General features: G+C 59.4%; 28 protein-coding genes and 1 tRNA gene. 16 read left to right on the top strand and 13 right to left on the bottom strand.

What is annotated here, in order from left to right:
• Positions 1–32 precede the first annotated feature (32 nt).
• Positions 33–230 (top strand): DUF5800 family protein, encoded by a 198-nt coding sequence (locus NKF26_RS18815; protein WP_066146401.1) that lies wholly within the window; start codon positions 33–35, stop codon positions 228–230.
• Positions 231–284: 54 nt separating this feature from the next.
• Positions 285–431, top strand: coding sequence for a hypothetical protein (locus tag NKF26_RS18810; RefSeq protein ID WP_253226218.1), 147 nt, complete (start codon positions 285–287; stop codon positions 429–431).
• 128 nt (positions 432–559) lie between these two features.
• On the opposite strand, the gene NKF26_RS18805 is transcribed toward NKF26_RS18810, so the two are convergent.
• Positions 560–1777, bottom strand: a complete 1218-nt coding sequence (locus NKF26_RS18805) for a proteasome-activating nucleotidase (protein WP_253226217.1) — start codon at positions 1775–1777, stop codon at positions 560–562.
• 143 nt (positions 1778–1920) lie between these two features.
• Between NKF26_RS18805 and NKF26_RS18800 the strand changes: the two genes are divergently transcribed.
• Complete coding sequence (locus NKF26_RS18800) at positions 1921–2193, top strand: helix-turn-helix domain-containing protein (RefSeq protein WP_066146395.1); 273 nt, start codon at positions 1921–1923, stop codon at positions 2191–2193.
• Positions 2194–2485: 292 nt separating this feature from the next.
• Here NKF26_RS18800 and NKF26_RS18795 read toward each other — a convergent pair whose 3' ends face one another.
• Both NKF26_RS18795 and NKF26_RS18790 read right to left on the bottom strand, forming a co-directional pair.
• Entirely contained in the window at positions 2486–3565 is a 1080-nt protein-coding gene (locus tag NKF26_RS18795) for an SDR family oxidoreductase (RefSeq protein ID WP_253234733.1), read from the bottom strand.
• Entirely contained in the window at positions 3566–5134 is a 1569-nt protein-coding gene (locus NKF26_RS18790; protein ID WP_253226215.1) for a succinic semialdehyde dehydrogenase, read from the bottom strand. It abuts the gene before it with no gap.
• Between the two features lie 59 nt (positions 5135–5193).
• Here NKF26_RS18790 and mre11 point away from each other — a divergent pair, with 59 nt between their 5' ends.
• Positions 5194–6687 (top strand): DNA double-strand break repair protein Mre11, encoded by a 1494-nt coding sequence (gene mre11 / locus NKF26_RS18785; protein WP_253234732.1) that lies wholly within the window; start codon positions 5194–5196, stop codon positions 6685–6687.
• Positions 6684–9350 (top strand): DNA double-strand break repair ATPase Rad50, encoded by a 2667-nt coding sequence (rad50, locus tag NKF26_RS18780; RefSeq protein WP_253226214.1) that lies wholly within the window; start codon positions 6684–6686, stop codon positions 9348–9350. The genes mre11 and rad50 overlap by 4 nt, the downstream gene beginning before the upstream one ends.
• On the opposite strand, the gene NKF26_RS18775 is transcribed toward rad50, so the two are convergent.
• From NKF26_RS18775 to NKF26_RS18765, 3 genes are read right to left on the bottom strand one after another with little or no spacing between them, the layout of a single operon-like run.
• Positions 9327–9761, bottom strand: coding sequence for a hypothetical protein (locus NKF26_RS18775; RefSeq protein ID WP_253226213.1), 435 nt, complete (start codon positions 9759–9761; stop codon positions 9327–9329). The genes rad50 and NKF26_RS18775 overlap by 24 nt on opposite strands.
• A 27-nt stretch (positions 9762–9788) precedes the next feature.
• The gene (locus tag NKF26_RS18770) at positions 9789–10139 is read right to left on the bottom strand and encodes a M48 family metallopeptidase (protein WP_253226212.1); all 351 of its coding nucleotides are present in this window, start codon (positions 10137–10139) and stop codon (positions 9789–9791) included.
• Between the two features lie 46 nt (positions 10140–10185).
• Positions 10186–10371, bottom strand: a complete 186-nt coding sequence (locus tag NKF26_RS18765; protein WP_066146371.1) for a hypothetical protein — start codon at positions 10369–10371, stop codon at positions 10186–10188.
• Between the two features lie 108 nt (positions 10372–10479).
• Between NKF26_RS18765 and NKF26_RS18760 the strand changes: the two genes are divergently transcribed.
• From NKF26_RS18760 to NKF26_RS18720, 9 genes are all read left to right on the top strand, one after another.
• Positions 10480–13161, top strand: a complete 2682-nt coding sequence (locus NKF26_RS18760; RefSeq protein ID WP_253226211.1) for a DNA-directed DNA polymerase — start codon at positions 10480–10482, stop codon at positions 13159–13161.
• A gap of 163 nt (positions 13162–13324) precedes the next feature.
• On the top strand, positions 13325–14230 hold the full coding sequence (locus NKF26_RS18755; RefSeq protein ID WP_253226210.1) for an ABC transporter ATP-binding protein: 906 nt from the start codon (positions 13325–13327) through the stop codon (positions 14228–14230).
• Positions 14231–14239: 9 nt separating this feature from the next.
• Positions 14240–15670 (top strand): Fe-S cluster assembly protein SufB, encoded by a 1431-nt coding sequence (sufB, locus tag NKF26_RS18750; RefSeq protein WP_066146363.1) that lies wholly within the window; start codon positions 14240–14242, stop codon positions 15668–15670.
• Positions 15667–16875 carry a Fe-S cluster assembly protein SufD gene (gene sufD, locus NKF26_RS18745; RefSeq protein WP_253226209.1) on the top strand — a complete coding sequence of 403 codons (1209 nt, stop codon included), beginning with the start codon at positions 15667–15669 and terminating at the stop codon, positions 16873–16875. The genes sufB and sufD overlap by 4 nt, the downstream gene beginning before the upstream one ends.
• A gap of 78 nt (positions 16876–16953) precedes the next feature.
• Complete coding sequence (locus NKF26_RS18740; protein ID WP_253226208.1) at positions 16954–17454, top strand: ferritin-like domain-containing protein; 501 nt, start codon at positions 16954–16956, stop codon at positions 17452–17454.
• Positions 17451–17879, top strand: a complete 429-nt coding sequence (locus tag NKF26_RS18735; RefSeq protein ID WP_066146353.1) for a metal-dependent transcriptional regulator — start codon at positions 17451–17453, stop codon at positions 17877–17879. The genes NKF26_RS18740 and NKF26_RS18735 overlap by 4 nt, the downstream gene beginning before the upstream one ends.
• 88 nt (positions 17880–17967) lie before the next feature.
• A complete protein-coding gene (locus NKF26_RS18730) occupies positions 17968–18708 on the top strand; it encodes an HNH endonuclease (protein WP_253226400.1) in 741 nt (246 codons plus the stop codon).
• A gap of 55 nt (positions 18709–18763) precedes the next feature.
• Positions 18764–18866 (top strand) — tRNA-Gln (locus NKF26_RS18725).
• Between the two features lie 125 nt (positions 18867–18991).
• Positions 18992–19834 carry a class I SAM-dependent methyltransferase gene (locus NKF26_RS18720; RefSeq protein WP_253226207.1) on the top strand — a complete coding sequence of 281 codons (843 nt, stop codon included), beginning with the start codon at positions 18992–18994 and terminating at the stop codon, positions 19832–19834.
• Between the two features lie 8 nt (positions 19835–19842).
• Here the strand turns inward: NKF26_RS18720 and NKF26_RS18715 are convergent, their stop codons facing one another.
• The 3 genes from NKF26_RS18715 to NKF26_RS18705 form a co-directional block, all read right to left on the bottom strand.
• On the bottom strand, positions 19843–20073 hold the full coding sequence (locus NKF26_RS18715; RefSeq protein WP_253226206.1) for a hypothetical protein: 231 nt from the start codon (positions 20071–20073) through the stop codon (positions 19843–19845).
• 131 nt (positions 20074–20204) lie between these two features.
• Positions 20205–20831 carry a PEGA domain-containing protein gene (locus tag NKF26_RS18710; RefSeq protein WP_253226205.1) on the bottom strand — a complete coding sequence of 209 codons (627 nt, stop codon included), beginning with the start codon at positions 20829–20831 and terminating at the stop codon, positions 20205–20207.
• Between the two features lie 725 nt (positions 20832–21556).
• The gene (locus tag NKF26_RS18705) at positions 21557–21991 is read right to left on the bottom strand and encodes a hypothetical protein (RefSeq protein ID WP_253226204.1); all 435 of its coding nucleotides are present in this window, start codon (positions 21989–21991) and stop codon (positions 21557–21559) included.
• 163 nt (positions 21992–22154) lie between these two features.
• On the opposite strand from NKF26_RS18705, the gene NKF26_RS18700 reads away from it, so the two are divergent.
• Positions 22155–23174 (top strand): metallophosphoesterase, encoded by a 1020-nt coding sequence (locus NKF26_RS18700; protein ID WP_253226203.1) that lies wholly within the window; start codon positions 22155–22157, stop codon positions 23172–23174.
• Here the strand turns inward: NKF26_RS18700 and NKF26_RS24470 are convergent.
• On the bottom strand, positions 23171–23893 hold the full coding sequence (locus tag NKF26_RS24470) for an alanyl-tRNA editing protein (RefSeq protein WP_342766318.1): 723 nt from the start codon (positions 23891–23893) through the stop codon (positions 23171–23173). The genes NKF26_RS18700 and NKF26_RS24470 overlap by 4 nt on opposite strands.
• 92 nt (positions 23894–23985) lie before the next feature.
• Between NKF26_RS24470 and NKF26_RS18690 the strand changes: the two genes are divergently transcribed.
• Positions 23986–24693: an HD domain-containing protein gene (locus NKF26_RS18690; RefSeq protein WP_253226201.1), complete on the top strand. Its 708-nt coding sequence runs from the start codon at positions 23986–23988 to the stop codon at positions 24691–24693.
• A 33-nt stretch (positions 24694–24726) separates the two neighbouring features.
• Here NKF26_RS18690 and NKF26_RS18685 read toward each other — a convergent pair whose 3' ends face one another.
• The 3 genes from NKF26_RS18685 to NKF26_RS18675 form a co-directional block, all read right to left on the bottom strand.
• Complete coding sequence (locus tag NKF26_RS18685) at positions 24727–25383, bottom strand: LysE family translocator (RefSeq protein ID WP_253226200.1); 657 nt, start codon at positions 25381–25383, stop codon at positions 24727–24729.
• A 71-nt stretch (positions 25384–25454) separates the two neighbouring features.
• The gene (locus tag NKF26_RS18680; RefSeq protein ID WP_253226199.1) at positions 25455–26171 is read right to left on the bottom strand and encodes a TMEM165/GDT1 family protein; all 717 of its coding nucleotides are present in this window, start codon (positions 26169–26171) and stop codon (positions 25455–25457) included.
• 1 nt (position 26172) lies between these two features.
• A complete protein-coding gene (locus tag NKF26_RS18675; protein ID WP_253226399.1) occupies positions 26173–26844 on the bottom strand; it encodes a metal-dependent transcriptional regulator in 672 nt (223 codons plus the stop codon).
• Positions 26845–26930 lie beyond the last annotated feature (86 nt).

Genomic DNA, 26930 nt, shown 5'->3' with positions numbered 1-26930 from the left:
CTTTTTTATCCGACCGTGGCCAACGAAGGGGCATGACTACGCTCTCGTTCGATGATGATGGCGTCGATGTCGTGTACGAAGGGACGGAATTCCGGCTCTCGAAGGACCTCATAGAGGAGGCGACGGGGAAGTCCTACTACGACGTGACGGACCACCAAGTGCTGCATATCGTGGAGAAGGACCCGGCGACAGGTGGTCAGGCGCGCCGAATCGGGGACATCTTGCGGTAATCGAACCCCCTGACAGTCCGGTAGCGTTTAGGTGAGAGACACGAAACGTCGGGTATGACCGAAACCGCTGAAACTGCTGGCTTCGACCACCCCGCGTGGAAGACCGCGGCGAGCACGGTCGGATCGTATCTGCTCATCCTCGTGTCGATGACCGTCCTGCTGTTCGGGATTCCGTACGCTATTTTTTGGCTGCTAGGATAGCTGGTCGCTCGAATAATTGAGCGTTCTGAAACGACTGACCGCTCGACAACTGCGAGTTGGGAACTGCGAACGATGGAAAATCCGCCCGAAGCGGGTGCTGCGGGCGGCCCAGAATTGTTTAGACGAGATTACGCGAACGTCTTGGAGACTTCGTCGTTCTCCTCTTCTTCCTGCTCGATCTTCTCCTGTGCGTCGAGGAAGTCCTGCATCCGAATTTCGGTGCGCTCGTCGCGGATGGCGAACATCCCGGCCTCGGTACAGATGGCCTTGATGTCGGCACCGCTGGCGTCGCCCGTCTCCTCCGCGAGGTGTTCGAAGTCCACGTCGTCGGCGACGTTCATGTCGCGGGTGTGGATCTCGAAGATCTGCTCGCGGCCTTCCTCGCCAGGGTTGGGCACTTCGATGAGACGGTCGAAGCGACCGGGGCGGAGGATGGCGCGGTCGAGCATGTCGAAGCGGTTGGTCGCCGCGATGATGCGGATTTCGCCGCGATCCTCGAAGCCGTCCATCTCCGAGAGCAACTGCATCATCGTCCGCTGGACTTCGGCGTCGCCCGACGTCTTCGAGTCGGTGCGCTTCGACGCGATGGCGTCGATTTCGTCGATGAAGAGGACCGCTGGCTCGTGGTCACGTGCGACTTGGAACAGGTCGCGGACGAGTTTCGCACCTTCGCCGATGAACTTGTGGACCAGTTCAGATCCGGCCATCTTGATGAACGTGGCGTCGGTCTGGTTGGCGACGGCCTTGGCCAGCATCGTCTTCCCGGTACCTGGCGGACCGTAGAGGAGCACGCCGCTCGGCGGATCGATACCGACCTCTTCGAACATCTCGGGGTGTTCGAGCGGCATCTCGACGGTCTCCCGAACCTCGTTCATCTGCTCTTCGAGTCCGCCGATGTCGGCGTAGGTGACCTCGGGGCTCTTCGTGACCTGCATCACGCGAGCGCGCACGTCTGTCTCGTCGTCGAGCGTCTTCACGATAGAGAGGGAGTTGTTCACGGCGACACGCGCGTCAGGGTCGAGGTCCTCGCGCATTTCCTCGGTCACTTCGGTGACCGCTTCCTGGTTGTTGCCGTGTTGTTTGATGATGACGCCTTCGTCGGTAATCTCCTGTACCGTGGCGACGAACAGCGGTGACTGTTTCAGCTTCTTGTTCTCGTGGGTGAGCCGTTCGAGTTTCTGCTGATACTTGTTGTTCTCTGCGTTCGCGTCGAGAAGCTTGTCCCGCATTTCCTCGTTCTGGGATTCGAGGACATCGAGACGCTCTTGGAGAGCCTCTATTTGTTCCTGTTGTGACGTACTCTCCTCGTCGTATGGGAGTTCTACGTCATCCACAGTATCGGTCATCAGTTCCGGATAAGAGCCTGCATCTTAAGAGGCTTCGGGTGAACGACCTGTTGGTACACACGGACCATCCCTGCATTTTAATTCCTGAAGGTAATAAAAACGAATGGGAAATATTATTACGCTGTATCCGAAATGGATGATTGATGAGTGCCCCAGAGCTATCACGAACGACCGATACTCGGCTTCAGGACGTGGATTCGACCGCCACCATCCGCGACCTCCCTCCGAGCGCAAAGTTAGTCGCAAAGGTGCTGGAATACAACGAGACGATGACCCAGAGCGAACTCGCGGACGAGACGCTACTGCCCCCGCGAACCGTTCGCTACGCCCTGACCCGTCTCGAAGACGAAGACCTCGTGGATTCTCGGTTTTCGTTCTCCGACGCCCGCAAGCGCCTCTACACGCTCGACCTCTAATTCCCCGACCCACCTGAGCGTTTATATCTCATGGCGCGGCCAACGGTAGCCACCCGTGGCACAACCATACCATACACCTCTCGATCGGCTGACGCCACCCACTCGATTCACTCCCTCCACTCACCCCACACCCACCACTTCCCCCGCTCCTTCCACTTACCTCACTTCCCCCGCTCCCTCCACTCACCCCACTTCCCCCGCTCTTCCCACTCCGTCTACTCACCCTGTTTTGCTCACTTCGCCGTTTACAACGGTAGCTATCTTACCAATTCCCGCTTCCATTGCTCCACGGTCACACCATCGCGTCGGGCGTGATCTCCGGGTGTTCGCGGACGAACGACACCAGATTCCCGACGTACGACCCGAACGCCGGACAGCGAACCGATTCGTCGATCGTTTCGAGCGCGGCCAGCGTGTTCTCACAGGCATAGCTCGTCGGCTGGTCGAAGTAATCGAGCGTTGCCGGTTCGATACCCAACTCCGGGAGGCTGGAAAGCACCCGTTTCAGGGCGCTCTTCGGAACCGGCACTCGGACGACCCGTTTCCCCGTCGCCCGTCCAAAGACTCGAAGCATCTCGTCCACCGTGAGCGGATTCGGATCACAAAGCTGGTACACCTCCCCGATCGATTCGTCCAGTCTGCTCAGTTCGGCTATCGCGTCAACCACGAAGTTCCGTGGGACGACGTTGACCTCGTACGTCGCCGGGTTTCCGAGGGTCGGGGCGACGGCCACCGAGGGTTGACGCAGAAGCCACCGAAGCAGGTAGTACGGACCGTCGTACTTCTGCGTCTCGCCGGTTTCGCTATTCCCGACGACGATTCCCGGGCGGTAAATCGTCGCGGGCAACCCGTCGGCCATCCGCTCCTGTACCGCCACCTCGGCGAGGTACTTCGTCGTCTCGTAGTAGTTGTTGAACTGCTGGCCCTCCACGAGGTGGTCCTCCGTGAACGTCCCGTCGTAGCGCCCGCTCACGTAACAGGTACTCACGTACTGGAACCGCCGGAGGTCTCCACAACCGTCCGCGAAATCGAGGACGTTCGTCGTCCCGTCGACGTTGACGACCATTCCGACCTCCCGACTCACGGCGAGGTCGTACACGGCCGCGAGATGGTAGACGGCGTCGGTATCGGTTTGCAACGGATCCATCCCTTCGCCGAGTCCGAGGTCCGATTCGGTGATGTCCCCCGCGAGGAGTTCGATTCGTCCCGACTCGTCCCCCGTAGACTCACGCTCGATTTCCCGCGCCCGTTGCTCGGCTTTCTGCCGGTATTTCGGCTGTACGAGGCAGGTGACCGAACGTCCACGGGCGACCAATCGCTCCGTCAGCGCCGACCCGAGAAATCCCGGAAATCCGGTGAGAAAGACGGACATCTATCGGCCACCCTCAAGCCACTTGAACGCACGCATCACGCCCGTCATCGCTCGTGTGTACCACTCCGTCGGAATCCGTCGCGGTGGCGCGAGCGAGGCGAACCGCTGTTCGGCGACCGTTCGTGCTTCCGTGTACTTGAGAATCCCCTCGCGGCCGTGACGGCGACCGACTCCCGAAGCCTTCATGCCGCCCATCGGGGCGTCGACCGACGCCCACGTTGCTTGATACGGGTCGTTGATCCCCACCGTCCCACAGTCGATTTGCCGGGCGACATCCCATCCTCGCTCGGAATCGGTCGTCCAGACGCTCGCGTTCAGACCGTGTTCGGAGTCGTTGGCGAGTCGAATCGCCTCCTCCGAATCCGAGAACCGGGTGACGGAGACGACCGGCCCGAACGTTTCTTGGCGCGCGAGAACCATCCCGTCCGTCACGTCCGTCAGAATCGTCGGCTCGAAGAAGTACGGCCCGAGGTCCGGCCGCGCGTTTCCGCCCGTCACGACCGTCGCTCCCTTCTCCACGGCGTCCTCGACGTGTGCCCGTACTTTCTCGAACTGCGCTTCGGAGACGAGCGATCCGACCTCGATATCGTAGTCGAGCGACGGGGCCATCGTGAGGTTCCGAGTTCGTTCCGCAAATCGACCCAGGAACGCGTCGTACACGCCGTCCTGCACGTACAGTCGCTCGAAGGAGAGACAGAGCTGTCCGGCGTTCGTGAAACAGCCACGAATCGCACCCTCGACCGTCTCGCTCACGTCCGCATCGTCGAGAACGAGCATGGGATTCTTTCCGCCGAGCTCCAGCGAGCACTTCACGAGGTTCTCTCCTGCGCGCTTCGCCACCGTTCGCCCCGTCTCGGTGCTGCCGGTGAAACCCACGAAATCCACGCCGTCGATGAGCGCCGGGCCGACCTCGCCCCCACGACCGGTCACTACCTGGAAGACGTTTTCGGGGATTCCCGCTTCCCGAAGCAGTTTCGTGGCGAACAGTGCGGTAAACGGCGTCTCCTCTGCCGGTTTCAGAACGACCGAATTTCCGGCCAACAGCGCGGGAATCGCGTCCGAGACGGCGAGCGTGAGCGGGTAGTTCCACGGTGCGATAATCCCGACGACGCCGACGGGAGTCCGGTACTCCTTCGTCTTCGTCGCGAACGGAATCGCTCCATCTCGCCGACGTGGCCGCAGGAAGTCCGCTCCACGGTTCGCGTAGTATCGGGCATTGGTCGCCACGTCGAGGACTTCCTCGAAGGAATGTTGTCGCGCTTTTCCGCTTTCCAACCCCATCACGTCGAGCAGTTCGTCCTGCCTGTCGAGCACGAGGTCGTGAAACCGGGACAGAAGGCACGCCCGTCGTTCGACCGACCACGACGACCACTCGCGTTGGGCCGCTCGCGCACGCGAAACCGCCTCGGAAACGTCCCGCTCGGTCGCCGCCGGAACGCTTCCGACTTGTTCGCCGGTGAACGGGAGGTGGACGGGGATCGAATCGTCGGAACCGCTGTCAGCGACGGCGGCCGCTCCGTCGAGGTCGGCGAGCAGGTCGGCTCGAACCCTCGCCGTCTGAAACGTCATGCACCTCTCAACGCGACCGTCACGGAAACAATTTATGAGAAGGGAACCTACCGAAAGCAATGACACGGGTGATTCACACGGGCGACACTCACATCGGGTATCGCCAGTACCATTCGCCCGAGCGACGGGACGATTTTCTTGCCGCCTTCGACAGGGTCGTCGAGGACGCCATCGAGGACGACGTCGACGCCGTGGTCCACGCTGGTGACCTGTTTCACGACCGCCGACCGGGACTCATCGACCTCCACGGGACGATTTCCGTCCTTCGGAAACTCAATCGGGCGGACATCCCGTTTCTCGCAATCGTCGGGAACCACGAGAGCACGCACGGCCAACAGTGGCTCGACCTCTTCGAGACGCTCGGGCTTGCGACGCGACTCGGACCGTCCCCGGTCCTCGTCGGCGACACCGCCTTCTACGGCTTGGACCACGTTCCGCTCTCGAAACGCGACGAACTCGAATACGAGTTCGACGAACACGACGCGGATACCGCCGCGCTCGTCGCCCACGGCCTGTTTCAACCGTTCGAGTTCGGCAACTGGGACGCGGAGGAAGTGCTGACCGAGGCGTCGGTCGATTTCGACGCGATGTTGCTCGGCGACAACCACAAACCGCAACGGGAGGAAGTCGCCGACGCGTGGGTCACCTACTGCGGTTCGACCGAGCGCGCCAGCGCGAGCGAGCGCGACGACCGGGGCTACAACATCGTCCACTTTTCCGACGACGTGACCATCACCCGGCGCGGCATCCCGACCCGGGATTTCGAGTACGTCTCGGTGACGCTCGGCGAGGACGATGGTATCGACCGCGTGCGTGATGCGATTCGGGAGTACGACGTGGAGGATTCGGTCGTCCTGATCTCCATCGAGGGCGAAGGGAAGGACGTCACGCCCGCCCGCGTGGAGGAGTTCGCGTTGGAGGCGGGGGCGCTCGTCGCCCGTATCACCGACCGACGGGAGATCGAAGCCGAAGCCGACGAACTGTCGGTTTCGTTCGCCGACCCGGACGACGCCGTGCGCCAGCGCGTCCGTGAGATGGGACTCAGCGAGGCCGCACACGAACTGGACGAACTCGTTCGCGCGAGCAAAGTCGCGGATTCGAACGTCCGGGCGGCCATCGAGGATCACGTTTCGACCCGCATCGCGGACGACGTCGGGGCGTTCGAACCGATGGAAGGCGAAGGATCGGAATCGACGGACGAGGAATCCGAGACGGACGGGTCCGATATTTCCGTTTCGGTGAGTTCGAATCCCGAAGACGGAACGGCTGTCGCGGTGGAATCGACCGCCGATTCCCCGGCCGACGACGGGTCCGAAGTAGGGTCGCAGGATTCGACCGAAGGATCGATCGCAGAATCTCAGCCCGTGGAGTCCTCCGCGGATGCGGAAAGTACGGCCGAAACGGAAAGTACGGACGATACGGAAAGCATGGACGAAACAGGGAGTACGGGCGATGCTGCGAGCGCTGACGACAGTGACGTCGAGGCCGAGTCTGACGCCGCCGACGCTGCTGACGGAACGGATGGGCAGGTTTCGATGGAGGACTACCTGTGAAGTTCGAACGCGTTCGGCTGTCGAACTTCAAATGCTACGAGGATGCCGACCTCACGCTCGATTCCGGAATCACGGTCATCCACGGCCTCAACGGGAGCGGCAAATCCTCCCTGCTCGAAGCGTGCTTCTTCGCGCTGTACGGCGCGCGAGCGCTCGACAGAACGCTCGAAGACGTCGTCACCATCGGTGCGGAGGACGCCGAAGTCGAACTCTGGTTCCAGCACGCTGGCGGGAACTACCATATCCACCGCCGAATCCGTGCGACGGGGGAGAACGCCCAGACCGCGAAATGCGTACTCGAAACCCCCGACGCGACGTTCGACGGTGCCCGCGACGTCCGCAACCACATCGTCGGCCTGTTCCGGATGGACGCGGAGGCGTTCGTCAACTGTGCCTACGTCCGACAGGGAGAGGTGAACAAACTCATCAACGCGACGCCGTCACAGCGACAGGACATGATCGACGACCTCCTCCAACTCGGGAAACTGGAGGAGTACCGGGAGCGTGCGAGCGACGCCCGCCTCGGGGTGAAAAGCGTCCTCGACGACCGGAGCGGGAGTCTATCGGAACTCGAATCCCAGATCGAGGGAAAAGAGGAGAAGAACCTCCACGAACTGCTGAACGACCTCGAATCGAAGCGCAACGAGATGGAGTCGCAAATCGAGCGGTTCGAAGGGAACCGCGACGAGGCGCGGAAAACGCTCGAAGGAGCACGGGAGACGCTCGAAACGTCCGAGGAAAAACGGGAAGAATTGGAATCTGTTTCCGAGGATATCGAAACCCTGCGGGACGAAATCGCCGAGACGGAAGGGAAACGCGAGAACTGCCGAACGCAGGCGAGCGAGGTTCGGGAGAGGATTTCGGAGTTGGAATCGAACGTCGACGAACTGCTCGCCGAGACGACGCTCGAAACGGCCGACAAGGACGTGCTCGACGCGCGATTGGCGGAACTCGACTCCGAGGACGAATCCGTCGCGGAGGAGTTGGAAGACCGGCGCATGAAGGCCCAGATGTTCGACAATCAGGCGTCGAACCTCGGGGAACGAGCCGACGAACTCGAATCGCGAGCGGACGAAAAGGGCCAGCGAGCGGAGCGACTCGACGCGGAAGTCGAGGAGACGACCGAACAACTCGAAACCAGCCGCGAGCAACTGACCGAACTGGACGAGGAAATCGAATCGTATCGGAAGCGGTTCACGGATACCCCTATCGAGTTCGGCGAGGCGAAAGAGCATCTCGAATCGCTTCGCTCGGACCTCACGGACTGTCGTGAGGAAGAGACCGACGTTCGGGCGAAACTGCAAACCGCGAAGGAGCGGGTCGCGGAAGCCGAACGTCTCCTCGATGCCGGGAAATGTCCGGAGTGTGGGCAACCCGTGGAGGAATCTCCACACGTCGATACCGTGGACGAGGACCGATCCAAGGTAGCGGAACTGGAAGGGAAAGTGGAGTCGCTCCGGGAAACGCGCACGGAACTGGAGACTAAAATCGAGCGTGCGGAGGAACTCGTCACCGCCGAAAACCGCGTTCGAGAGCGCCAGAGTAACCGAAAGAACGTCGAACAGTTGGTCGAAAGTCGGGCGCAAACCGTCGAGGAAAAGCGCGAAGAGGCCGAGAAGCTTCGGGAAGAAGCCGAAACGCTCGGATCGGACGCGGAGGAACGCCGTTCGGACGTGGACGAACTCGAAGCGAAGGCGGCGACCCACCGGGAGGAAGCCGAAACGCTCGAAGCCAAGCGCGAGGCGATAGCCGAGCGCGAGGCACGAATCGAGCGGATCCAAACCATTCAGGGGAAGATATCGGACGCGGAATCAGAGCTCGAACGGCTTGTGGAAACACGAAACCATCTGGAGGAACTCAACGATCAGCGCCGCGAGAGCCTCTCGGACAAACGGACGCGGCAGTCGGAGCTCCGAGAAGCGTACGACGAGTCGGCGGTCGAAAAAGCCCGTGACGACGAGGAACGGGCGGAGAACTACCTGGAACAGGTTACGGACAAACTGTCGTCGCTCCGCGAACGGCGGGACGACCTCATTGATCGAATCGGTGGCGTTCGTGGTGAAATCGAGGAGTTGGAAGAACTTCGGAATCGGCGTGACGATATCGAAGCCCGCGTTTCGGCGCTGGAATCGCTGTACGACGAGGCCGCGGATCTGCAGTCGATGTACGGAGACCTCCGATCGGAACTCCGCCAGCGAAACGTGCGGAGCCTCGAACGGATGCTGAACGAAGTGTTCGATCTGGTGTACCAGAACGATTCGTACGCGCGCATCGCGCTCGACGGCGAGTACCGTCTCACGATCTATCAGAAGGACGGGGAACCGCTCGACCCACAACAGCTCTCGGGCGGGGAACGGGCGCTGTTCAACCTGAGCCTGCGCTGTGCCATCTATCGGTTGCTCGCGGAGGGGATCGAGGGAAGCGCGCCGATGCCCCCGCTCATTCTGGACGAACCGACGGTGTTCCTCGACTCGGGACACGTCTCGCAGTTGGTCGAACTCGTGGAATCGATGCGCGAGTTGGGCGTCGAACAGATCATCGTCGTCAGCCACGACGACGAGTTGGTCGGTGGTGCGGACAACCTCGTGCGCGTGGAGAAGGATTCGACCACGAATCGATCGCACGTCGAGGAACTCGATTCACTGCTCGGCGTCGCCGACTAACAGTTCCAGTCCCTCCCGTGCGATATCGGTCAACCCGTATCCACGTTCACCCATGATTTTGCGCTCCTCAACGAGCCCTGCCGCACGAAATTCGGCGAGCAAGCCGTGCAGATCGCTTTCACAGAGATCGTACGACGAGACGAGGGTTCGTGCCGGAACCGCCCCCCGCTCGAACAACTCGACCAACAGGCCGAGGGCGCGGTCGTTCGGAACGGCGGTGAGAATTCGTCTGACCGATGGGTGTACTCGGCGTGCAGCGGTTTCCAGTGGGGATTCCCCCTCGGCGGGTTCGAGACTATCGTTTTCGAGATATCGCTCCTCTCCAGTTTTCGGGTCGCGGACGAGGCTTGACTCGCTCGACCGTTTGACCAGTAGATACGGCTTCCCCGATTCGTCGCGCACGGTTCGCATACGGTCGTTCTAGCGGCGGCGGACGGGTTAGTCCTTCTGGAACTCCTGATAACGGCGGTACCCGCGTACGAACGCCACGACGCCGACGGCGAGCAATCCGCCGCCGAAGGCCCATCGTTGCTCGAAGGCGATGAGCAAGACGCCGAGGGCGAGACAGAAGATGGCGATATTGAACAACAGCACTTGTCTCCAGAACTCGTTTTTGATCTCGGAAGGTGCGTCCACCTCGCTGTAATCGCGGACCGTTGGCCCGTTGTAATCACTGTCGTTCACCCCGCCGACCTGAAACCAGTCGGCCGGATTTTTCGGGAATAGACCCCCTTCAGAAGCCTCATCAGGTTCCGAGGATTCATCGTCATCGCCGAAGTCGTCGGACACGGTGTCGAACGTTGGTGGATAAAAGGGAAAAGCGTTCGGAGTCGATTCAGACGTGTTTTTCTAGCGTGACCGTGCTGGACGCCTTGAGCCAGCCGAGCGGATTGTTGGCATCGTAGAATACGACACCGTCCTCCGTCTCATAGGCTTCAATCGAACTCATCGGTTCGTCGGGAACCGGTAGTTCGGTTTCTGCGCAGTCCAGCGTTCCGTCTTCTGTTGCACGGTCAGACATTGGCTTGACCTCAACCTGTGCTATGAGTTAACACATTAAATCTCTTTCCCCTTCCGGGACTGGCACAAACGGGAGGGTTTTTACCCGGAAGCGCCAAAAACAATCGACATGACTCAATCCGGGCTTGGCGACTTTGCGGGCGGCGAGGAACGCCCCGCAGCGGAAGCCCACGCCGTTGCAGGAGCAAACGACACGACGGCGCACGTCGTGGACGCCGATACCGATTGGCTCCCGGACTCGCAGGGAACCATCGAACTCGCGGTGACACAGGTAGATTACACCATCGACGGGAACGGCGACGACGAAGAACCCATCATCCACGTCTTCGGCCGGACGTCGGACGACGAACAGGAACACGTCCGCGTCGTCGGCTTTCAACCGTACTTCTACGCGCCGACGAAGACGCTGAACGACGGGAAGCTGAACGATGGCCGAATTACGGGTTCGGAGGAGGGATACGAGAGTATCCGTGGCGAGCAGTTGACCAAGATTTTCGGTCGGACGCCACGCGACGTCGGTAACATCCGCGACGAGTTCGAGCACTTCGAGGCCGACATCCTCTTTCCCAACCGGTTTCTCATCGACAAGGACATCAACAGCGGGATTCGGATTCCGGAACGACGACGGGACGACGGCGGCCTCGTCGTTCAGGAAAGCGAAGTAGAAGCGGCCGAGGTGCAGGCAAATCTCAGGGTACACACCTTCGACATCGAAGTCGACGACCGCTCCGGCTTCCCGGAGGACGGCGAGGAGCCGATCGTCTGTCTGACGAGTCACGACTCCTATCGCGACGAGTACATCGCGTGGCTGTTCGACGCGCCCGACGGCGAGGCCGACCTGCCGACGGACCTCCCGGAATACGAACCGCTTCGGGAGGAACCGTCCATCGACGTCCGGACGTTCGAGACGGAGGAGGCCATGCTCGCTTCGTTCCTCGACTACATCGACGACACCGACCCCGACGTCCTCACGGGGTGGAACTTCGAGGACTTCGACGCGCCGTACTTCCTCGACCGACTCGAACGGTTGGAGGGACCGCATCACGACTACGACCTCAACTACAACCGACTCTCACGCGTGAACGAAGTGTGGCGGAGCGACTGGGGTGGCCCGACCGTCAAGGGTCGCGTCGTCTTCGACCTGCTGTACGCGTACAAACGAACGCAGTTCAGCGAACTCGACTCCTATCGGCTGGACGCGGTCGGCGAGGTCGAACTCGGCGTCGGGAAGGAGCGCTACGCGGGCGACATCGGCGACCTCTGGGAGGAGAACCCGACTCGATTGCTGGAGTACAACGTTCGGGACGTGGAACTCTGCGTCGAACTCGACAAGAAACAGGACATCGTCACCTTCTGGAAGGAGGTCGCCTCGTTCGTCGGATGTAAACTCGAAGACGCGACGACGCCAGGCGATGCGGTGGACGTGTACGTCCTGCACAAAGCCCACGGTCAGTTCGCGCTCCCGTCGAAGGGGCAGGTCGAGAGCGAGGATTACGAGGGCGGTGCCGTGTTCGACCCGATTACAGGCGTCAGGGAGAACGTGACGGTGCTGGACCTGAAATCCCTGTATCCGATGTCGATGGCGACCATCAACGCGTCCCCCGAGACGAAGGTGGACCCGGAAACGTTCGACGGGGATACCTACGTCGCGCCGAACGGCACCCACTTCCGGAAGGACGAGGACGGCATCATCCGCGACATCATCACGGAAACGCTGGCCGAGCGCGAGGAGAAAAAGGGACTGCGGAACGAACACGACCCGAACAGCGCCGAGTACGGGATTTACGACCGGCAGCAAGCCGCGGTGAAGGTCATCATGAACTCGCTGTACGGCGTGCTGGGGTGGGACCGGTTCCGCCTCTACGACAAGGAGATGGGCGCGGCCATCACCGCCACTGGCCGGGAAGTCATCGAGTTCACCGAGACGGCGGCGAACGAAATCGACTACGAAGTGGCATACGGGGACACCGATTCGGTGATGCTCGAACTCGGCGGCGACATCGCGAAGGACGAGGCCCTCGAACAGTCCTTCGGAATCGAGGAGCACATCAACTCCCGCTATGACGAGTTCGCGCGCGAGGAACTCAACGCGAACGAACATCGCTTCCAGATCGAGTTCGAGAAACTGTACCGGCGGTTCTTCCAGGCGGGCAAGAAAAAGCGGTACGCGGGCTACATCATCTGGAAGGAAGGCAAGGACGTAGACGACATCGACATCACCGGGTTCGAGTACAAACGCTCGGACATCGCGCCCATCACGAAGGAGGTCCAGCGGCAGGTCATCGAGATGATCGTAACCGGGGAAGATTTGGACGACGTGGAGGAGTACGTCCACGACATCATCGTGGACTTCCAGGACGGGAACGTCGATTTGAACGAGGTCGCCATTCCGGGCGGTATCGGCAAACGACTCGACAACTACGACACCGATACGGCACAGGTTCGCGGCGCGAAGTACGCGAACCTCCTGCTTGGAACCAACTTCCAGCGCGGAAGCAAGCCGAAACGCCTCTATCTAAAGAAGGTACATCCAGCGTACTTCGAGCGAATCGAGCGTGAAGGGGAGTTCGACGCTCGTCCGGACACGCTGTACGGCGAGTTCAAACACGAACAGGACGTCATTTGCTTCGAGTACGCCGACCAGATTCCCGACGAGTTCGAAATCGATTGGGACAAGATGCTCGACAAGACGCTCAAGGGCCCCATCGAGCGCGTGCTGGAGGCGCTCGACGTCTCGTGGGAGGAAGTGAAAACGGGCCAACAGCAGACCGGCCTCAGCAGTTTCATGTGACTGGGTCGGTTTGATTTCCGATCCGTTCTTGCGCCGTCCTGGAGGGCACTCCTTTTCCACTCTGGGAAACTATTTTTTCCTTTCCGAAAATCGATTGCACAGGAATGCGAAACGGTTATGGGACGACCTACCCTTCGTCTAAACGACTTAGGTGAACCTAACAATGGCAACGCTCGAACTGAAAAACCTCCACGCAGAGGTCGTGGAAGAAGGCGAAAAGATCCTCAACGGCGTCGATCTCGAAGTCGAATCCGGCGAGATTCACGCGTTGATGGGACCGAACGGAAGCGGGAAATCGACGACGTCGAAAGTCATCGCGGGACACCCCGCGTACGAAGTCACCGAGGGAGAGGTACTCCTACACCTCGAAGAGGGTGATTTCGGCGACATCGAGATTCCGGAAGACAAGCGGACGTGGAATCTTCTCGAAATGGAACCGAACGAGCGCGCGGCGCTCGGCATCTTCCTCGCGTTCCAGTACCCCGCGGAAATCGAAGGGGTCACGATGTCCAACTTCCTCCGCACCGCACTCAACGCGAAACTCGAAGAGCGCGAAGACCTCTTCAGTGAAGAGGACGAAGTTGAAGACGAAGAGGAAGAGTCCGGCTACGACACCAGTCCGATGGAAGGCCCGGCCGACGACGGTGAAGTCGGCGTCGCCGAGTTCCAGGAACTCCTCAAGGAGAAGATGGAACTACTCGACATGGACGAGAAGTTCGCCATGCGCTACCTCAACGCCGGGTTCTCCGGCGGTGAGAAGAAGCAGAACGAAGTGCTGCAGGCCGCCATCCTCGAACCGTCCATCGCGGTGCTGGACGAGATCGACTCGGGGCTGGACATCGACCGCCTACAGGACGTATCGAAAGGAATCAACGCACTCCGCGACGAGCAGGGTACTGGCATCCTCCAGATTACCCACTACCAGCGTATCCTCGACTACGTGGAACCCGACACGGTCCACATCATGCTCGACGGCGAAATCGTCAAGGAAGGCGGCCCGGAGCTCGCCGAGGAACTCGAAGACAAGGGGTACGACTGGGTCCGCGACCAGGTCTACGAGACCGCATAAGGTGATATCATGAGTTCAGATCAGGACCACTTGAAAGAGACAGATACGGAAGAACGGTTCGAGTTCAAGAAGGAACAGCGAGCCGCGGTCAAGTCCGACAAGGGACTGACCGAGGAGGTCGTCCGCCTCATCAGCGAGGACAAGGACGAACCGGAATGGATGCTCCAGCGGCGTCTTCGCGCACTGGAACACTACCAGAACATGCCCATGCCGACGGACTGGCCCGGCCAGCCCGACCTCTCGGGACTCGATGTCGAGGAGATCGTTCCCTACATCCGCCCCGACGTCGACAAACGCGGCGGCGCGGACGACTGGGACGACCTCCCGGACGACATCAAGGACACCTTCGACAAACTCGGCATCCCGGAGGCGGAGCGCAACGCGCTCTCCGGCGTCGGTGCCCAGTACGAGTCCGAGGTCGTCTACCAGAACATGCAGGAACAGTGGGAGGAAAAGGGCGTCATCTTCTGCAACATGGACCAAGCGGTCCAGGAGCACGAGGACCTCGTCCGAGAGTACTTCATGACGAAGTGCGTGCCGCCGAGCGACAACAAGTTCGCGGCGCTCCACGGCGCGGTCTGGTCCGGAGGGTCGTTCGTCTACGTCCCCGAGGACGTGACCGTCCAGATGCCGGTGCAGGCGTACTTCCGCATGAACTCCGAAGGGATGGGCCAGTTCGAACACACGCTCATCATCGCGGAAGAGGGCAGCGAAGTCCACTACATCGAGGGCTGTTCGGCACCGAAATACTCCGCGTTCAACCTCCACTCCGGTGGCGTTGAGGTCTTCGTCGGCGAGGACGCTCACGTCCAGTACTCGACCGTGCAGAACTGGTCGAAGAACACGTACAACCTCAACACCAAGCGCGCCATCGTCGAAGCAGGTGGCCGCATGGAGTGGGTCTCGGGAAGCATGGGTTCGAAATCCACCATGCTCTACCCGTGTTCCATCCTCAAGGGTCGCGGCGCGTCCGCGAACCAGATTTCCATCGCCTTCGCGGGCGAGGGACAGAACATCGACACCGGCGCAAAGGTGTACCACAACGCGCCGAACACCAACTCGACCATCGAGTCGAAGTCCATCAGCAAGGACGGAGGCCGCACGAACTACCGCGGTCTCGTTCACATCAGCGAAGGGGCAGTCGACTCGTCCACGTCGGTCGAATGTGACGCGCTGATGTTCGACAACGAGTCCACGTCGGACACCATGCCGTACATGGAGATCAACGAAAACCGCGTCAACGTCGCCCACGAGGCGACCGTCGGGAAAATCGGTGACGAGGACGTCTTCTACCTCCAGAGCCGCGGTCTCGACGACGACGACGCGAAACAGATGATCGTGAGCGGGTTCATCGAACCCATCACGGAAGAACTCCCCATCGAGTACGCGGTCGAACTCAACCGCCTCATCGAACTCGAAATGGAGGGCAGCCTCGGATGAGCACGCAGGTTCACAGCACCCTCTCGGAGGAGACCGTCCGCGAGATTTCGAGCGACCTCGGCGAACCCGAGTGGCTGCTCGAAGCACGTCTCGACGCGCTTTCCGCGTTGGACGACCTCGACATGCCCGACGTCATTCGAACGCCGGGACGTGACTGGACGAACCTCGACGCGCTCGATTACGACAGCTTCGTCGATCCGCTGTCGGCCGCAGAGGAGAAAGAGCGCGTCGAACCCGAAGGCGTCTCCGTCCTCTCGCTGTCCGACGCGCTGGACGAGCACGAGGAGATCGTCGAGGAGTACTTCGGCTCCGTCATCGACCCCGAAGACAACTACCTGACGGCGCTCTCGACGGCGCTGTTCACGTCCGGTACGCTCGTCTACGTCCCCGAGGGCGTCGACGCCGAGGACGTGACGATTCGGACGACGATGCAGAGCCAGTCGCTGTTCAACTACACGCTCGTTGTCACCGAGAAATCGAGCTCGGTGACCATCATGGAACGCCAGGAGAGTGAAGAGTTGGAAGGCGAACGCTACTACAGCGGCCTGGTCGAAATCGCGGCTGGCGAGAACAGCCACGTCCAGTACGGTTCCCTGCAGGACGTCGACGAGGAGACGTACACCTACACGTTGAAGCGTGGTACCGCCGCCGACCACGCCACCGTCAACTGGGTCGAGGGGAACGTCGGCTCTCGACTCACCAAATCCTCCGTCGAGACGCTGCTCGACGGCGAAGGCTCGGAGACGAAGACCGTCGGCGCGTTCTTCGGTCACGACGACCAGCACTTCGACGTCGCTGCCCGCGTCTGGCACAAGAACGAACACACGACGGCCGACCTCGTCACCCGCGGCGTGCTCGACGACGAAGCGCGCTCCGTCTACGAGGGCGTCCAGGACGTCGGAAAGGACGCGTGGGACACGAGTTCCTACCAGCGTGAGAACACGCTGATGCTCTCGGACCAGAGCGAAGCCGACGCCTCGCCGAAACTCATCATCAACAACCACGACACCGAAGCCAGCCACTCCGCGACGGTCGGACAGGTCGACGAGGAGGACCTGTTCTACATGGGATCGCGCGGCGTGCCGGACGAACTGGCCAAGAACATGCTCGTGGAAGGGTTCTTCGTCCCCGTTCTCGACGAAGTCGAAGTCGAGGAGCTCCGTGAAGACCTCGACGCGAAGATCGTCGAGCGACTCGACTACTGATCTTCACCGTTTTCTTTCCCTTCGTTTCCGCGACCGACATCAGGGAGTGTTAAGTTTCCCCACCACTTTTTCACGGATATGAGTGTGAGTCAGCGCGTCTCGTCGGACCGCCAACTCGCGCGCTTGCTCCAAATCGGCGTCGTACTTGAAGAAGTCGTCGAGGCACGGGCTGCGCGTCATTTCGAGACCCTCCCTTCGGAGGAACAGGACGAACTTCACAAGGACATACGCGAGATGCTCGCGGAGGCACGCGAGGAATCGGCGGAACACAGGGGTCGACTCGAATCGTTGATCGACGAGCTCGATGCCGAGACGATTCCGTTCGAGGAGATCGAACTGTTGGTGGGCGAGCAGTACGCACAGACCGCCCCCGACGATTTCGACGGCGTGCTCTACGACCAACTGCACGGCGAGGAGACGGCGTACAAGTTCTACGACGACCTCATCGTCGCCATCGAGGAGAGCGAGACGACGTTCGGCGTCGAGCGGGAGCGACTGCTCGAAACGCTCTCGGGGATTCGAGCGGAGGAAGCAGAGGGTGCCGAAGAAGTCGCGGAATTGATGGAGGACGCAGAATGAACACAGCAGATCAGTATCTCAAAGCGATCTATCTCGTCCAGCGTATCGAAGACGGCCCGGCGGCGACCGGGGCACTCGCGGACCGACTCGGCGTGAGTCCCGCGAGCGTCAACGAAATGGTCGGCAAACTCCAGGAACGGGAGTTGGTCGAGCACGAAAAGTATCGCGGGGTCACGCTTACCGAAGAGGGCGAAGCCCGTGCCAGCGACGCGCTTCAGACCTACTGCATTCTGGAACGCTTCCTCGCCAACGTCCTCGAAGTCGATGACTTCCAGATGGAGGCGAAACAACTGGAAAGCGTCATCGACGAAACCGTCGCGAACCGACTGGACACCATCATCGACCGCGAACCCCAGTGTCCGGACTGCTTCTACGCCGACGAGGACATGTGTGAACATCTGGTCGAAGACGGATTCGCGGACTGAAGAATTGACCAAAGGGATTTCGGTCAGTGAAACCAGATTTCAATTCTTAAACTATATATATAATGTGACTACATAGTCAATAGTGACTATGGTGGGCTGCCCGACGTGCAACAAATCATTTGATTCGCAACAAGGGGTGAGAATACATCACACTCATAAACATGGTGAGAGCCTTCCAAATAGGACGTGCAAAGGGTGTGGAAAACAGTTTTACGATGAAAAAGCTCGGAAGCAATTTTGTCAGAGCTGTTCGCCCAACGCTGCTGAAAATAATGGGAACTGGCGTGGTGGAAGAGTGATTACTGAGTGTCATGAATGTGGGAGTGAGTTTAGCTATTATCCTTCAAATAAGAAGGGGATTTATTGTTCAGATTGTATTCAAAAAGCTACGGGTTTACTTCCCGAAAACCCATCAAAGAAGGGCAAGCGAATTGAAACAGAATGTTTGTACTGTCACGAGCAGATGATTGTCCGACCATCTCGAAATAAGGGTCGTAGCAGAGGAATATTTTGTGATATGGGTTGCTATGGCAGCTGGCTATCTGAAAATATTGTTGGAGAAAACCATCACCAGTGGGAAGATTCTACAATTAACTATACTGGAAGATGGTGGCGTATTCGACAGCAAGCGCTTGAAAGAGATGCTAGGACGTGCCAACAATGTGGAAAAACAGAGTCAGAAATCGGACAAACACCGGATGTGCATCACATTATCCGACTACGTGAATTTGATAACCCACAAGAAGCACATCGTTTGGACAACGTCATCACCCTCTGCAGAAGTTGTCATCGAAATGTGGAAGAGGGGAATACGACTCTTCCAAACTAACCAAGAAAAGCAACACACTTGTACCAGGACGCATTATCCGAAGATGCGTAATCGCAGTCCCGTGGTGTAGCGGCCAATCATAATGGCCTTTGGACGTGGTTGGTTTTTCCAACTGCGGAAGACAGCCATTGACGGCGGTTCGAATCCGCCCGGGACTACTAGAATTTTACAGTAGTCATCCCGAAACACAGTGACTTCTGTCGCGGAGTAAATCCAGAAGCTATCTGAACGAAATTTCAACTCCCACGGAAGAGATTATAACTGAAGAACGCACAGAACGTGTATGTTCGACTCGATGAACCCCCGTCGGTTCTACGACGAAGAAGCCGACTGGGAGTGGGGCCGACGCCGAGGTTCGTTCCTCTCGGAAATCGCGTTTGAAGGGACGTTCGAGTACCTCGATGAGTTCTTTCCGGACGACGGATTGATTCTCGATGCGGGTGGCGGCCCCGGTCGGTATGCGATTCGCCTCGCCGAGCGTGGAAACTGCCCCGTTCTCCTCGACGTGAGTCGAACACAGCTTCGTACCGGGCGTGAGAAAATCACCGAGCACGACGTTGCTGATCAGGTTCGTACCGTTCAAGGCGACCTCCGTGGACTTCCGTTCGATGATGACACCTTCGACGGCGTGTGTTGTCTCGGTGGTGCGCTCTCACATATTCTCGATGCCGACGGGAGGGCAGCGGCGCTCGACGAACTCAGTCGGGTCTCGACTCCCGGTTCACCTATCGTCGTCTCCGTCTTCGGGCGGTTGGCGAACCTCGAAATCATCCTTCGCGAAGGGAATTTGGAGACGACGTATCCGTTACTGCTTCCCGAGGCACGCTCGGGTGACTACACCCGTGAACTCGCCATGCAGACGTACGACGAACCGGATTGGACCGAGTGCCACTACTATCGCCTCGCTGAACTGGAAGCGGAGTTCGCGCAAGCCGACTTGCGCGTAGAGCGGACCGCAGGGTTCAACGGTATCTGCACGATGCTCGACGTCGATTTCGAAACTCACGAAAAAGAGGCTCGGGGGACGGTGCGAGAACTCCTCCGGGAACTTCGGGAAGACCGAACGGTCGTAGACGTTTCCCGAGAAATGCTCGCCGTGGCACGCGTCCCGAGTAATTCTCGATAATTCGGAAATTAAAATACCCCTCTGAGCACCATCAGTACGCCGACGCCCGCCACGATGACGCTCGTGAGTTGACTGAGAAGGACCCGCCAGTTTGTCGGTTCGACCTCGTCCCAAGACATCGTGCTCCCGATGGAATCGAGACGTTCACTCAACCGTGACAACTCATAGGCGTACCGGTACGCAAACACGCCCCCGACGAGGAGTACGAGTCCGAAGAGCGTTTTTCCGATCTCGATCATATTCGGATTTTGGAACACTCGTGGTAAGTACTTTGTCGGTAGTCGGAACGAATTCTGCCACCTATCCGGAGTAGCGATAGCGGAGTGCTACTCATCACGAGCTAAAAAACTAGAAAAAAGAATCGAACCGCTTACTTCGAGCTATACTGGATGGTGCCGGTCCACTTGGCGTACACGTCGTCGTGTTGGTGGTCCTTGTCGAGCAGGTACACCGTCACGTGGAGCGTGCCGTCGTTGAACTGCTCGAACGCTCTCTTGTCGATATCGACGGGGTAAGTACCTTCGTCGTGCTGGAATCGGACGCCCGTCCGACCGACGTTCTTGCCGTTGATTTGGACGAGGAAGTACGGGTCACCGTCGACGAGCGGTTCCGGGTCCACGTTCTTCATGGACGTGTTGGCGACGACTTCGACGTTGAAGTTGGAGTAGCCGTTACCGCTCTTGGCTTTCACCTTGTCCACGAGTTTGACGCTCTTCAAGCGGGTGGGGTCCTCCTTGTGCTGGAACGGCGTGTTCGGTGCTTTTGGCGGCTCCCAAGCCTCTTCCGTCGTCGTGGTTTCCTCCGTGGTCGTGGTCGTCGTGGTGGTCGTAGTCGTCGCCGTCGTCGTCGACGCGCTCGAACTCGTCGATGTGGGGGCGCTCGTCGTGGTCGTCGTCGCCGTACTCGAACTCGTCGTATCCGAACCACCGAGACCGGCACAACCGGCGAGGAGCACGGAGATGACGAGGACGATTGCGATTGATCGATTCCGATTCATATGTGGTATGTTCATATATACGCGATGCTCCATAAATATCCTGTTGTCAGTAATTAATCTGCCATTTCCTCATTTCGAAACCAGTCAGGGGGAGAGTAACGTGATCATTCGTCAGTAGGAGGACGTTACCCGACTCTGAGCCGGTCGTACACGCTCGTCGAATCGTCCACAAGCAAATTGAATCGGCCTACCCGTTTTTGACGAACATCTCATTATAAAACGATTCGAAAACGTCAGACTATCGTTAGCACACACCAGTGAGTGTTGAAAGCGACACGGATCGATATCGCCGAAATAGTCCGTTACAGCTCTCGATCAGTTGTATTTGGATATGTCCTTTCTACAGACAAGTGATGGGTTCGCTAACAAATAGAAACAAGACATATACCCTCGCGCTACTTCTGTAATATCTACCATCAATCGAGACTCCTTATGAGATATAGACAACATGGGCGATATGGGATGACAGTAAAAAATGCACAGTTCGAGGAGGACGGATCGTTGTGTCTGTCGCTTCGCTTCGATCCGAATGAGACACCACCGTTGGACAAACTGCTCACGAAGGGATATGTTAAACTAAGCGTGTACGATGGGGACGATTTTGTCGAAGACGGAACATTGACTCTCTACGAGCGGTCTCGCTGCTGAAAACGGCCAGTATCGGGGGAAACGTGATTTCGATAGCGAGTGATCTGAATCTGTAATATAATATGGAAAATAGGGGTTTAGAGCCGGTCGCGGCCGTTGCCACGCGACGTCGACCCGCCCACGTCGATTCGCTCTACTGCTTTCACGACCTTACGAAGATACCGACGAACGTCGAACTCGCTTTGTCGTCCCGAACGTTGGCGTCCGGAACGGCGTGTCTGAGTCGACGTCGAACCGCCAGCTAGCTGTCGAACTTTGCGTTGCGTTTCCTTGGAGATGAGTGGTTCTTCCGGCGAGATTGCCCGTGACAGTATCGCACAGATGGCAGCGATCACCACGAAGTAGTAGCCGAACGCCGTGAATATGTTATCCGAGAAAAACGCTACATAGATCCCGTTGATGAAGAAAAACAACCCCATCAACTGTAGAATCTTGTTGAGATAGGGAGACGACGACTCCGTTGTCGTCGTCGTCCTCGTTGTTCCGATTCCTTGGAGGCTTCTCGTGCTCATCCTCACCTTCCGTTTCGACGTGTGACGTAATGAAAGTCAGTCAGACATGTGTGTCGGACATGACCTGATCCCTAATAGACTATTCGGCCAAGTCTATATAGAATATGGTGGTAGATATATATTCTATACGCTAGGTTTATACTTCTCGCGGCAGTTTACACGTATGATGCTCGAAGAGGGGATGGCGCTGGAAATCACCGAGAAATCCGGCCCAACTGACGCGGTCATCGAATCATCCGAGGCGACTACCGACTCCGGTCCTCTATTCGCTCGATTCTCGCATCCTCGAAGTCAGACGAAAACGAGGATTGCGCTCGTCTCCGACATGCACGTCTCTACCGAAAAGCAGGGGACGTGGAAGGTCTTCCACCGAACACGCGACCGCCTCCGGACCGTTATCGAGGACGTAAACAGCCGTGACGTGGATTCGGTCGTGTTCGCGGGCGACCTCACGGAGGATGGGTCCGTCGCGGATTTCGAAACCGTCCGATCGCTCCTCGCTGACCTCGACGTTCCGTTCGTCGCCGTCCCCGGCAATCACGACGTTCCGAAGTCGTTCGACGCCCACGAGACACCGGCGCTCTCCTCGTTCGAATCGAACTTCACGCCCGAAGAACTCCCGTTCCATCGGCAGGTGGGCGGCGTGGACGTCATCGGATTGAACAGCGCATCGACGCCGACCGGTACGTTGTCGGACTGCCACGACGGCTGTATTTCCGCCGAACAACTCGCGTGGCTGGACGAGACGCTTCCGAAGACGGACGCCCCGATCGTCGTCTCCCATCACAACCTTCCGGGTCTCGGCGATAAAACGGACGCCCATTCGTGGCGGTCGTCGTTCCCGATGCAAAACGCGAGCGACCTAGCCGAACTCCTCTCCCGACACGACGTTCCGCTCCACGTCTCCGGTCATTTGCACGTCCCGGCGACGGCCGAAACGATGGGCGTACGCGAACTCCTCGCCCCGTCGCTGTGTTCGTTCCCACAGGCGTACCTCCTGTTCGACATCGACCGACACGGGACGACCGTTCGATTCGTTCCCACGGCAGGTCCGGAGGGCACGAGGGAAGCCTACATGCACGCGAAGAAGGATTCCGCCCGAAGCGATGCCCTCGCTGAGATTACGGCGGCGCGACTCGACTCGTTGCCGCTCGTAGACGAGCGCCAGTTGGCGTCTCACTAATCCAGCACGAACTTCAATCGCTCTTCGTCGCTTCCTTTGGTCTCCCGACCGGTAATCCTGAACTCCCCGAGTTCGTCGGTCCGTCGGACGTGTGTCCCGGCACAGGCGGTTTTATCGAACGCTTCGATCTCCACGATACGGATTTCGCGGATACTTTCTGGGAGCAGATGGATCCGCGTTCGTTCCGGGTCGAGGGAGGACTCGGCTTCCTCGCGGTCCAGTTCGTACCACGAGACTTCCAGTCCGTCCTCGATGCGGTCGTTCATGACCGACTCGATGTGGGCGAACTCCTCGTCGGTGAACCGTTCGTAGCCACAGTCGATTCGGGCGCGGTCGGTGTACAATTGGTTTCCGGTCGTGCTCGCGTCGTACTCGTCCAACAACACCGCCGAGAGGAGGTGCTGGGCGGTGTGATACTGCATGTGGGCGTATCGTCGGTCCCAGTCGATTCGTCCGGTGACGGTCGTCCCCGCTTCGGGCGGGGTTCCATCGACGGTGTGGTAGACGGTGTCCTTCTTCTGTACGTCGGTGACGTTCCACGTCTCGCCGTCGGTTTCGAGAACTCCAGTATCGAAGGGTTGGCCACCGCCTTCAGGGTAGAACAGCGTTCGGTCGAGCACGACGCGGTCGTCGACGACGCGCTCGACTGTGGCTTCGAATTCCCGCTCCTCGGTCGCTTCGAGGTACAACGCTTCGGTCATACACGGGGAGAAGAACACCCGGGACTTAATGACCTCGTCGTAACGCTAAAGAGCGAATCGTGCGTTTGTATCAGTAATGAGTACGAATGCTGAACGCTGGAGGGATTTTTGTGGGTGTCGAAATTAAGGGTTCACCCGTCTCCGATTCCGAATTCGAGGAGATGAAGACGTTCGTGTACGAGTATCTCGATGCGAGCGTCCAAAACGAAGAAAGTGGGGGACGCATGCGGTGGTATCCGTGGCACTCCGCGGATTACCGATTCAACCACATTCTCAACGTCGTGAACCTCGCGGAAACGATAGCGGAACGCGAAGGGGCCGACGTGGACGTCGCCCGCGTCGCATCGCTGTTTCACGACATCGCCAAACTCGACGCGGATCAGGAAGTCCACGCCGAGGAAGGTGCGCGGGTCGCCCGCGAGTACCTCGAATCGCACGGGGAGTTCCCCGAATCGTTCGTGGACCAGGTGTGCAAAGCCGTCGAAGACCACTCCTATCAGGGGGACCTCTCGCGCCTCTCGAAGGAAGCCCAGTCCCTCATCGAAGCCGACATGCTCGACAAGGTCGGCGCGAACGGGACCGCCTTGATGTTGTTGCGCATGGGCTACGAGGCGCGGACGCACATGGCCGCCGCCGAGATGGTGGACCGCGTGCTCGAACGTGGCAAGGACGCGTCTTCCCGCGTGCAGAGCGAGACGGCACAGGACATCGCTCACCGCAGACTCAAGCGCGTGAAGTGGTTCCGCGAATGGCTCGAAGACGAAGTTCCCGAGATGGACGCCGAACCGTCGGGTTCGCCCCGCGGCACCGGACGCTGAGCGGACGGAAGATCGAATTCGAATCCGACTAATTTATGCGAGCGTCGTCACGGCGTCGTAGAGGAACGAAATCCCCGCTAGCGCGAGAATTCCCGCACTGATGTACGCGACGGCCGGTGCGAGCGAGTCGATCCGTTTTTCTGCCGCGGACAGCGCCGCCGGAAAGCCCGTAATCCAGCACGCGATGCCCAAAAAGAAACCGACGATGATTATCGGCCCGCCGGTCGATACCGTGAGGTGTCCGGGGAGTCCCGAGAGCACGTCGAACTGACCCGGGTCGAGCAGACCGACGCCGGCCGTGAGCCACCAGATGATCTGAAACGGGTTCGTGATGGCGAGCGCGAACGCCTTCCGGAACCCCCTCGCGTCCTCATCCACCGAATCCGTGGTGAACGTTGAGGTCGCGTCCTTCGCCGCGCCGTAGGCGAAATACAGCATCAACAGTCCGCCGACGCCGACCATGAGTCCGCGGACGAGTGGGGCTTCCCGAACGACCGTGACGACGCCCGCGAGTGCGAGGACGAAGAAGCACGCGTCGGCGGTCATCGCACCGAGTCCAGCGAAAAAGCCCGACCGCCACCCGCGGAGAACGCTCTCCTCGGCGATAACTGCGTTCATCGGACCCGGTGGTGCGGCGAGCGAGAGTCCGAGAACGACCCCCGCGAACGCCGAGACGAGTACGGCAAACATCTGTCACCCAGTTTGGGATGGGGTGAGTAAAAGACCGCGGTTAGGGGAAAGAGGTGAGTGGCGCGGGGAGTTCACGGGAAACCGAGCCATTCGGCGAAGACGAGCGCGCCGAAGGCGAGGAAGACGAGCGACGCGACGAGTTCGAGCCACTTCGTCGGGAGGACGCGCTCGAAGCGCTCGCCGATGAAGGCGTCGAGTCCCGTCCTGAGACCGAGCGCCGCGATGACGCCGACGAATATCGAAAGCGGCGAGTGCGGGAACGTCGTCGAGAGATTGATCGTCAGCAGTTGGGTCTTGTCGCCGAACTCGGCGAACATGATGAAAACGAACGTCGAAAGCACGCCGCCGTAGGCACCCATCCGATTCAGTAACTCGTCCGGAATCAGCCTCCCAGTCATGCCCACGTCCATTCCGCCGCCGGTTACGAGCGGTGGGTCGGACGAGGAGTCCTCGGCGAACTTCGGTACCGCGTTCGTCAACGTCCAAAGTCCAAAGACGACGAACAAACCGCCGGTCAGTACCGTTATGGCGTTCCCTGGAAGGGTGGATTCGATGAGGTGACCGAACGCGATTTCGACGGTACTCCACAACGAAAACGCCGCCATCGCGCCGAGAAACACCTTCTTCGCGTCGTAGCGTGACGCGAGGGTGACGACGACGAGTTGTCCTTTGTCACCGAAGGTGGCGAGCAGATTGGCGAGAAACGCGGCGACGAGCGGGCCGTAGCCGTCGTAGCGGTTGATGACCCCTTGGAGACCCGCCGCTAACGGCGTCGGTTCTCCGACCATCTCAGGCGATTTCTTCGACGACCGCCCGGACGCGAATCGACCGAGCGACGCTTTCCGGAAGGCTCTGTTCCCCACCGAGGACGGACACAGTCACCATGCCGAACGGGGCGACGTCAACGATTTCGAGTTCCGTTCCCGGCGAGATTCCCGCTTCGGCGAGGTAGCGCAACTCCTCGTCGTCGCGGTCGCTGACGCGCGCCACGACGACGTGTTGACCGGCCTCGTGTTCGTTCAGGCGTGTCGTGTCGTCCTCCTCGATGGGCGAGAGGTTCGCGTCGGGAATCGGGTCCCCGTGGGGGTCGATGGTCGGGTTCCCGAGTGCCTCGGCGACGCGTTGTTCGAACTCCTCGCTGATGTGGTGTTCAAGGCGGTCGGCTTCATCGTGGACTTCGCTCCACGAGTAGTCGAGATGTTCCGTCAGGTAGGCCTCCAGCAATCGATGGTGACGGAGCACTTCGAGCGCGACCGTCTCTCCCTCGGCGGTGAGTTCCACCCCCTTGTACTTCTCCCGATCGAGCAGTCCACGGTCGGTCAGCTTTTCAACCATACTGGTGACTGTCGGCGGTGTTACCCCCAGATAGTCCGCGATTTCGGAGGTCGCTACCGGACCCCCGTCCTCCGTCTGGAGCGTATAGATGGCCTTCAAGTAGTCCTCCATCACGTCGCTCAGCATCACTACCGAGGATTAGACGCTTCTAAACCTTCAATTTGTCGTGTACTCAGTGGCTGATACGGTCCCCTCCCCGTTCACTTCTGACG

Origin of the sequence: Haladaptatus sp. AB618, assembly GCF_024136965.1 — an archaeon.
In the GTDB taxonomy this organism is placed as follows: domain Archaea; phylum Halobacteriota; class Halobacteria; order Halobacteriales; family Haladaptataceae; genus Haladaptatus.
Note: the sequence above shows the minus strand (reverse complement) of the source record. Positions and strands in the feature narration are given on the sequence as shown.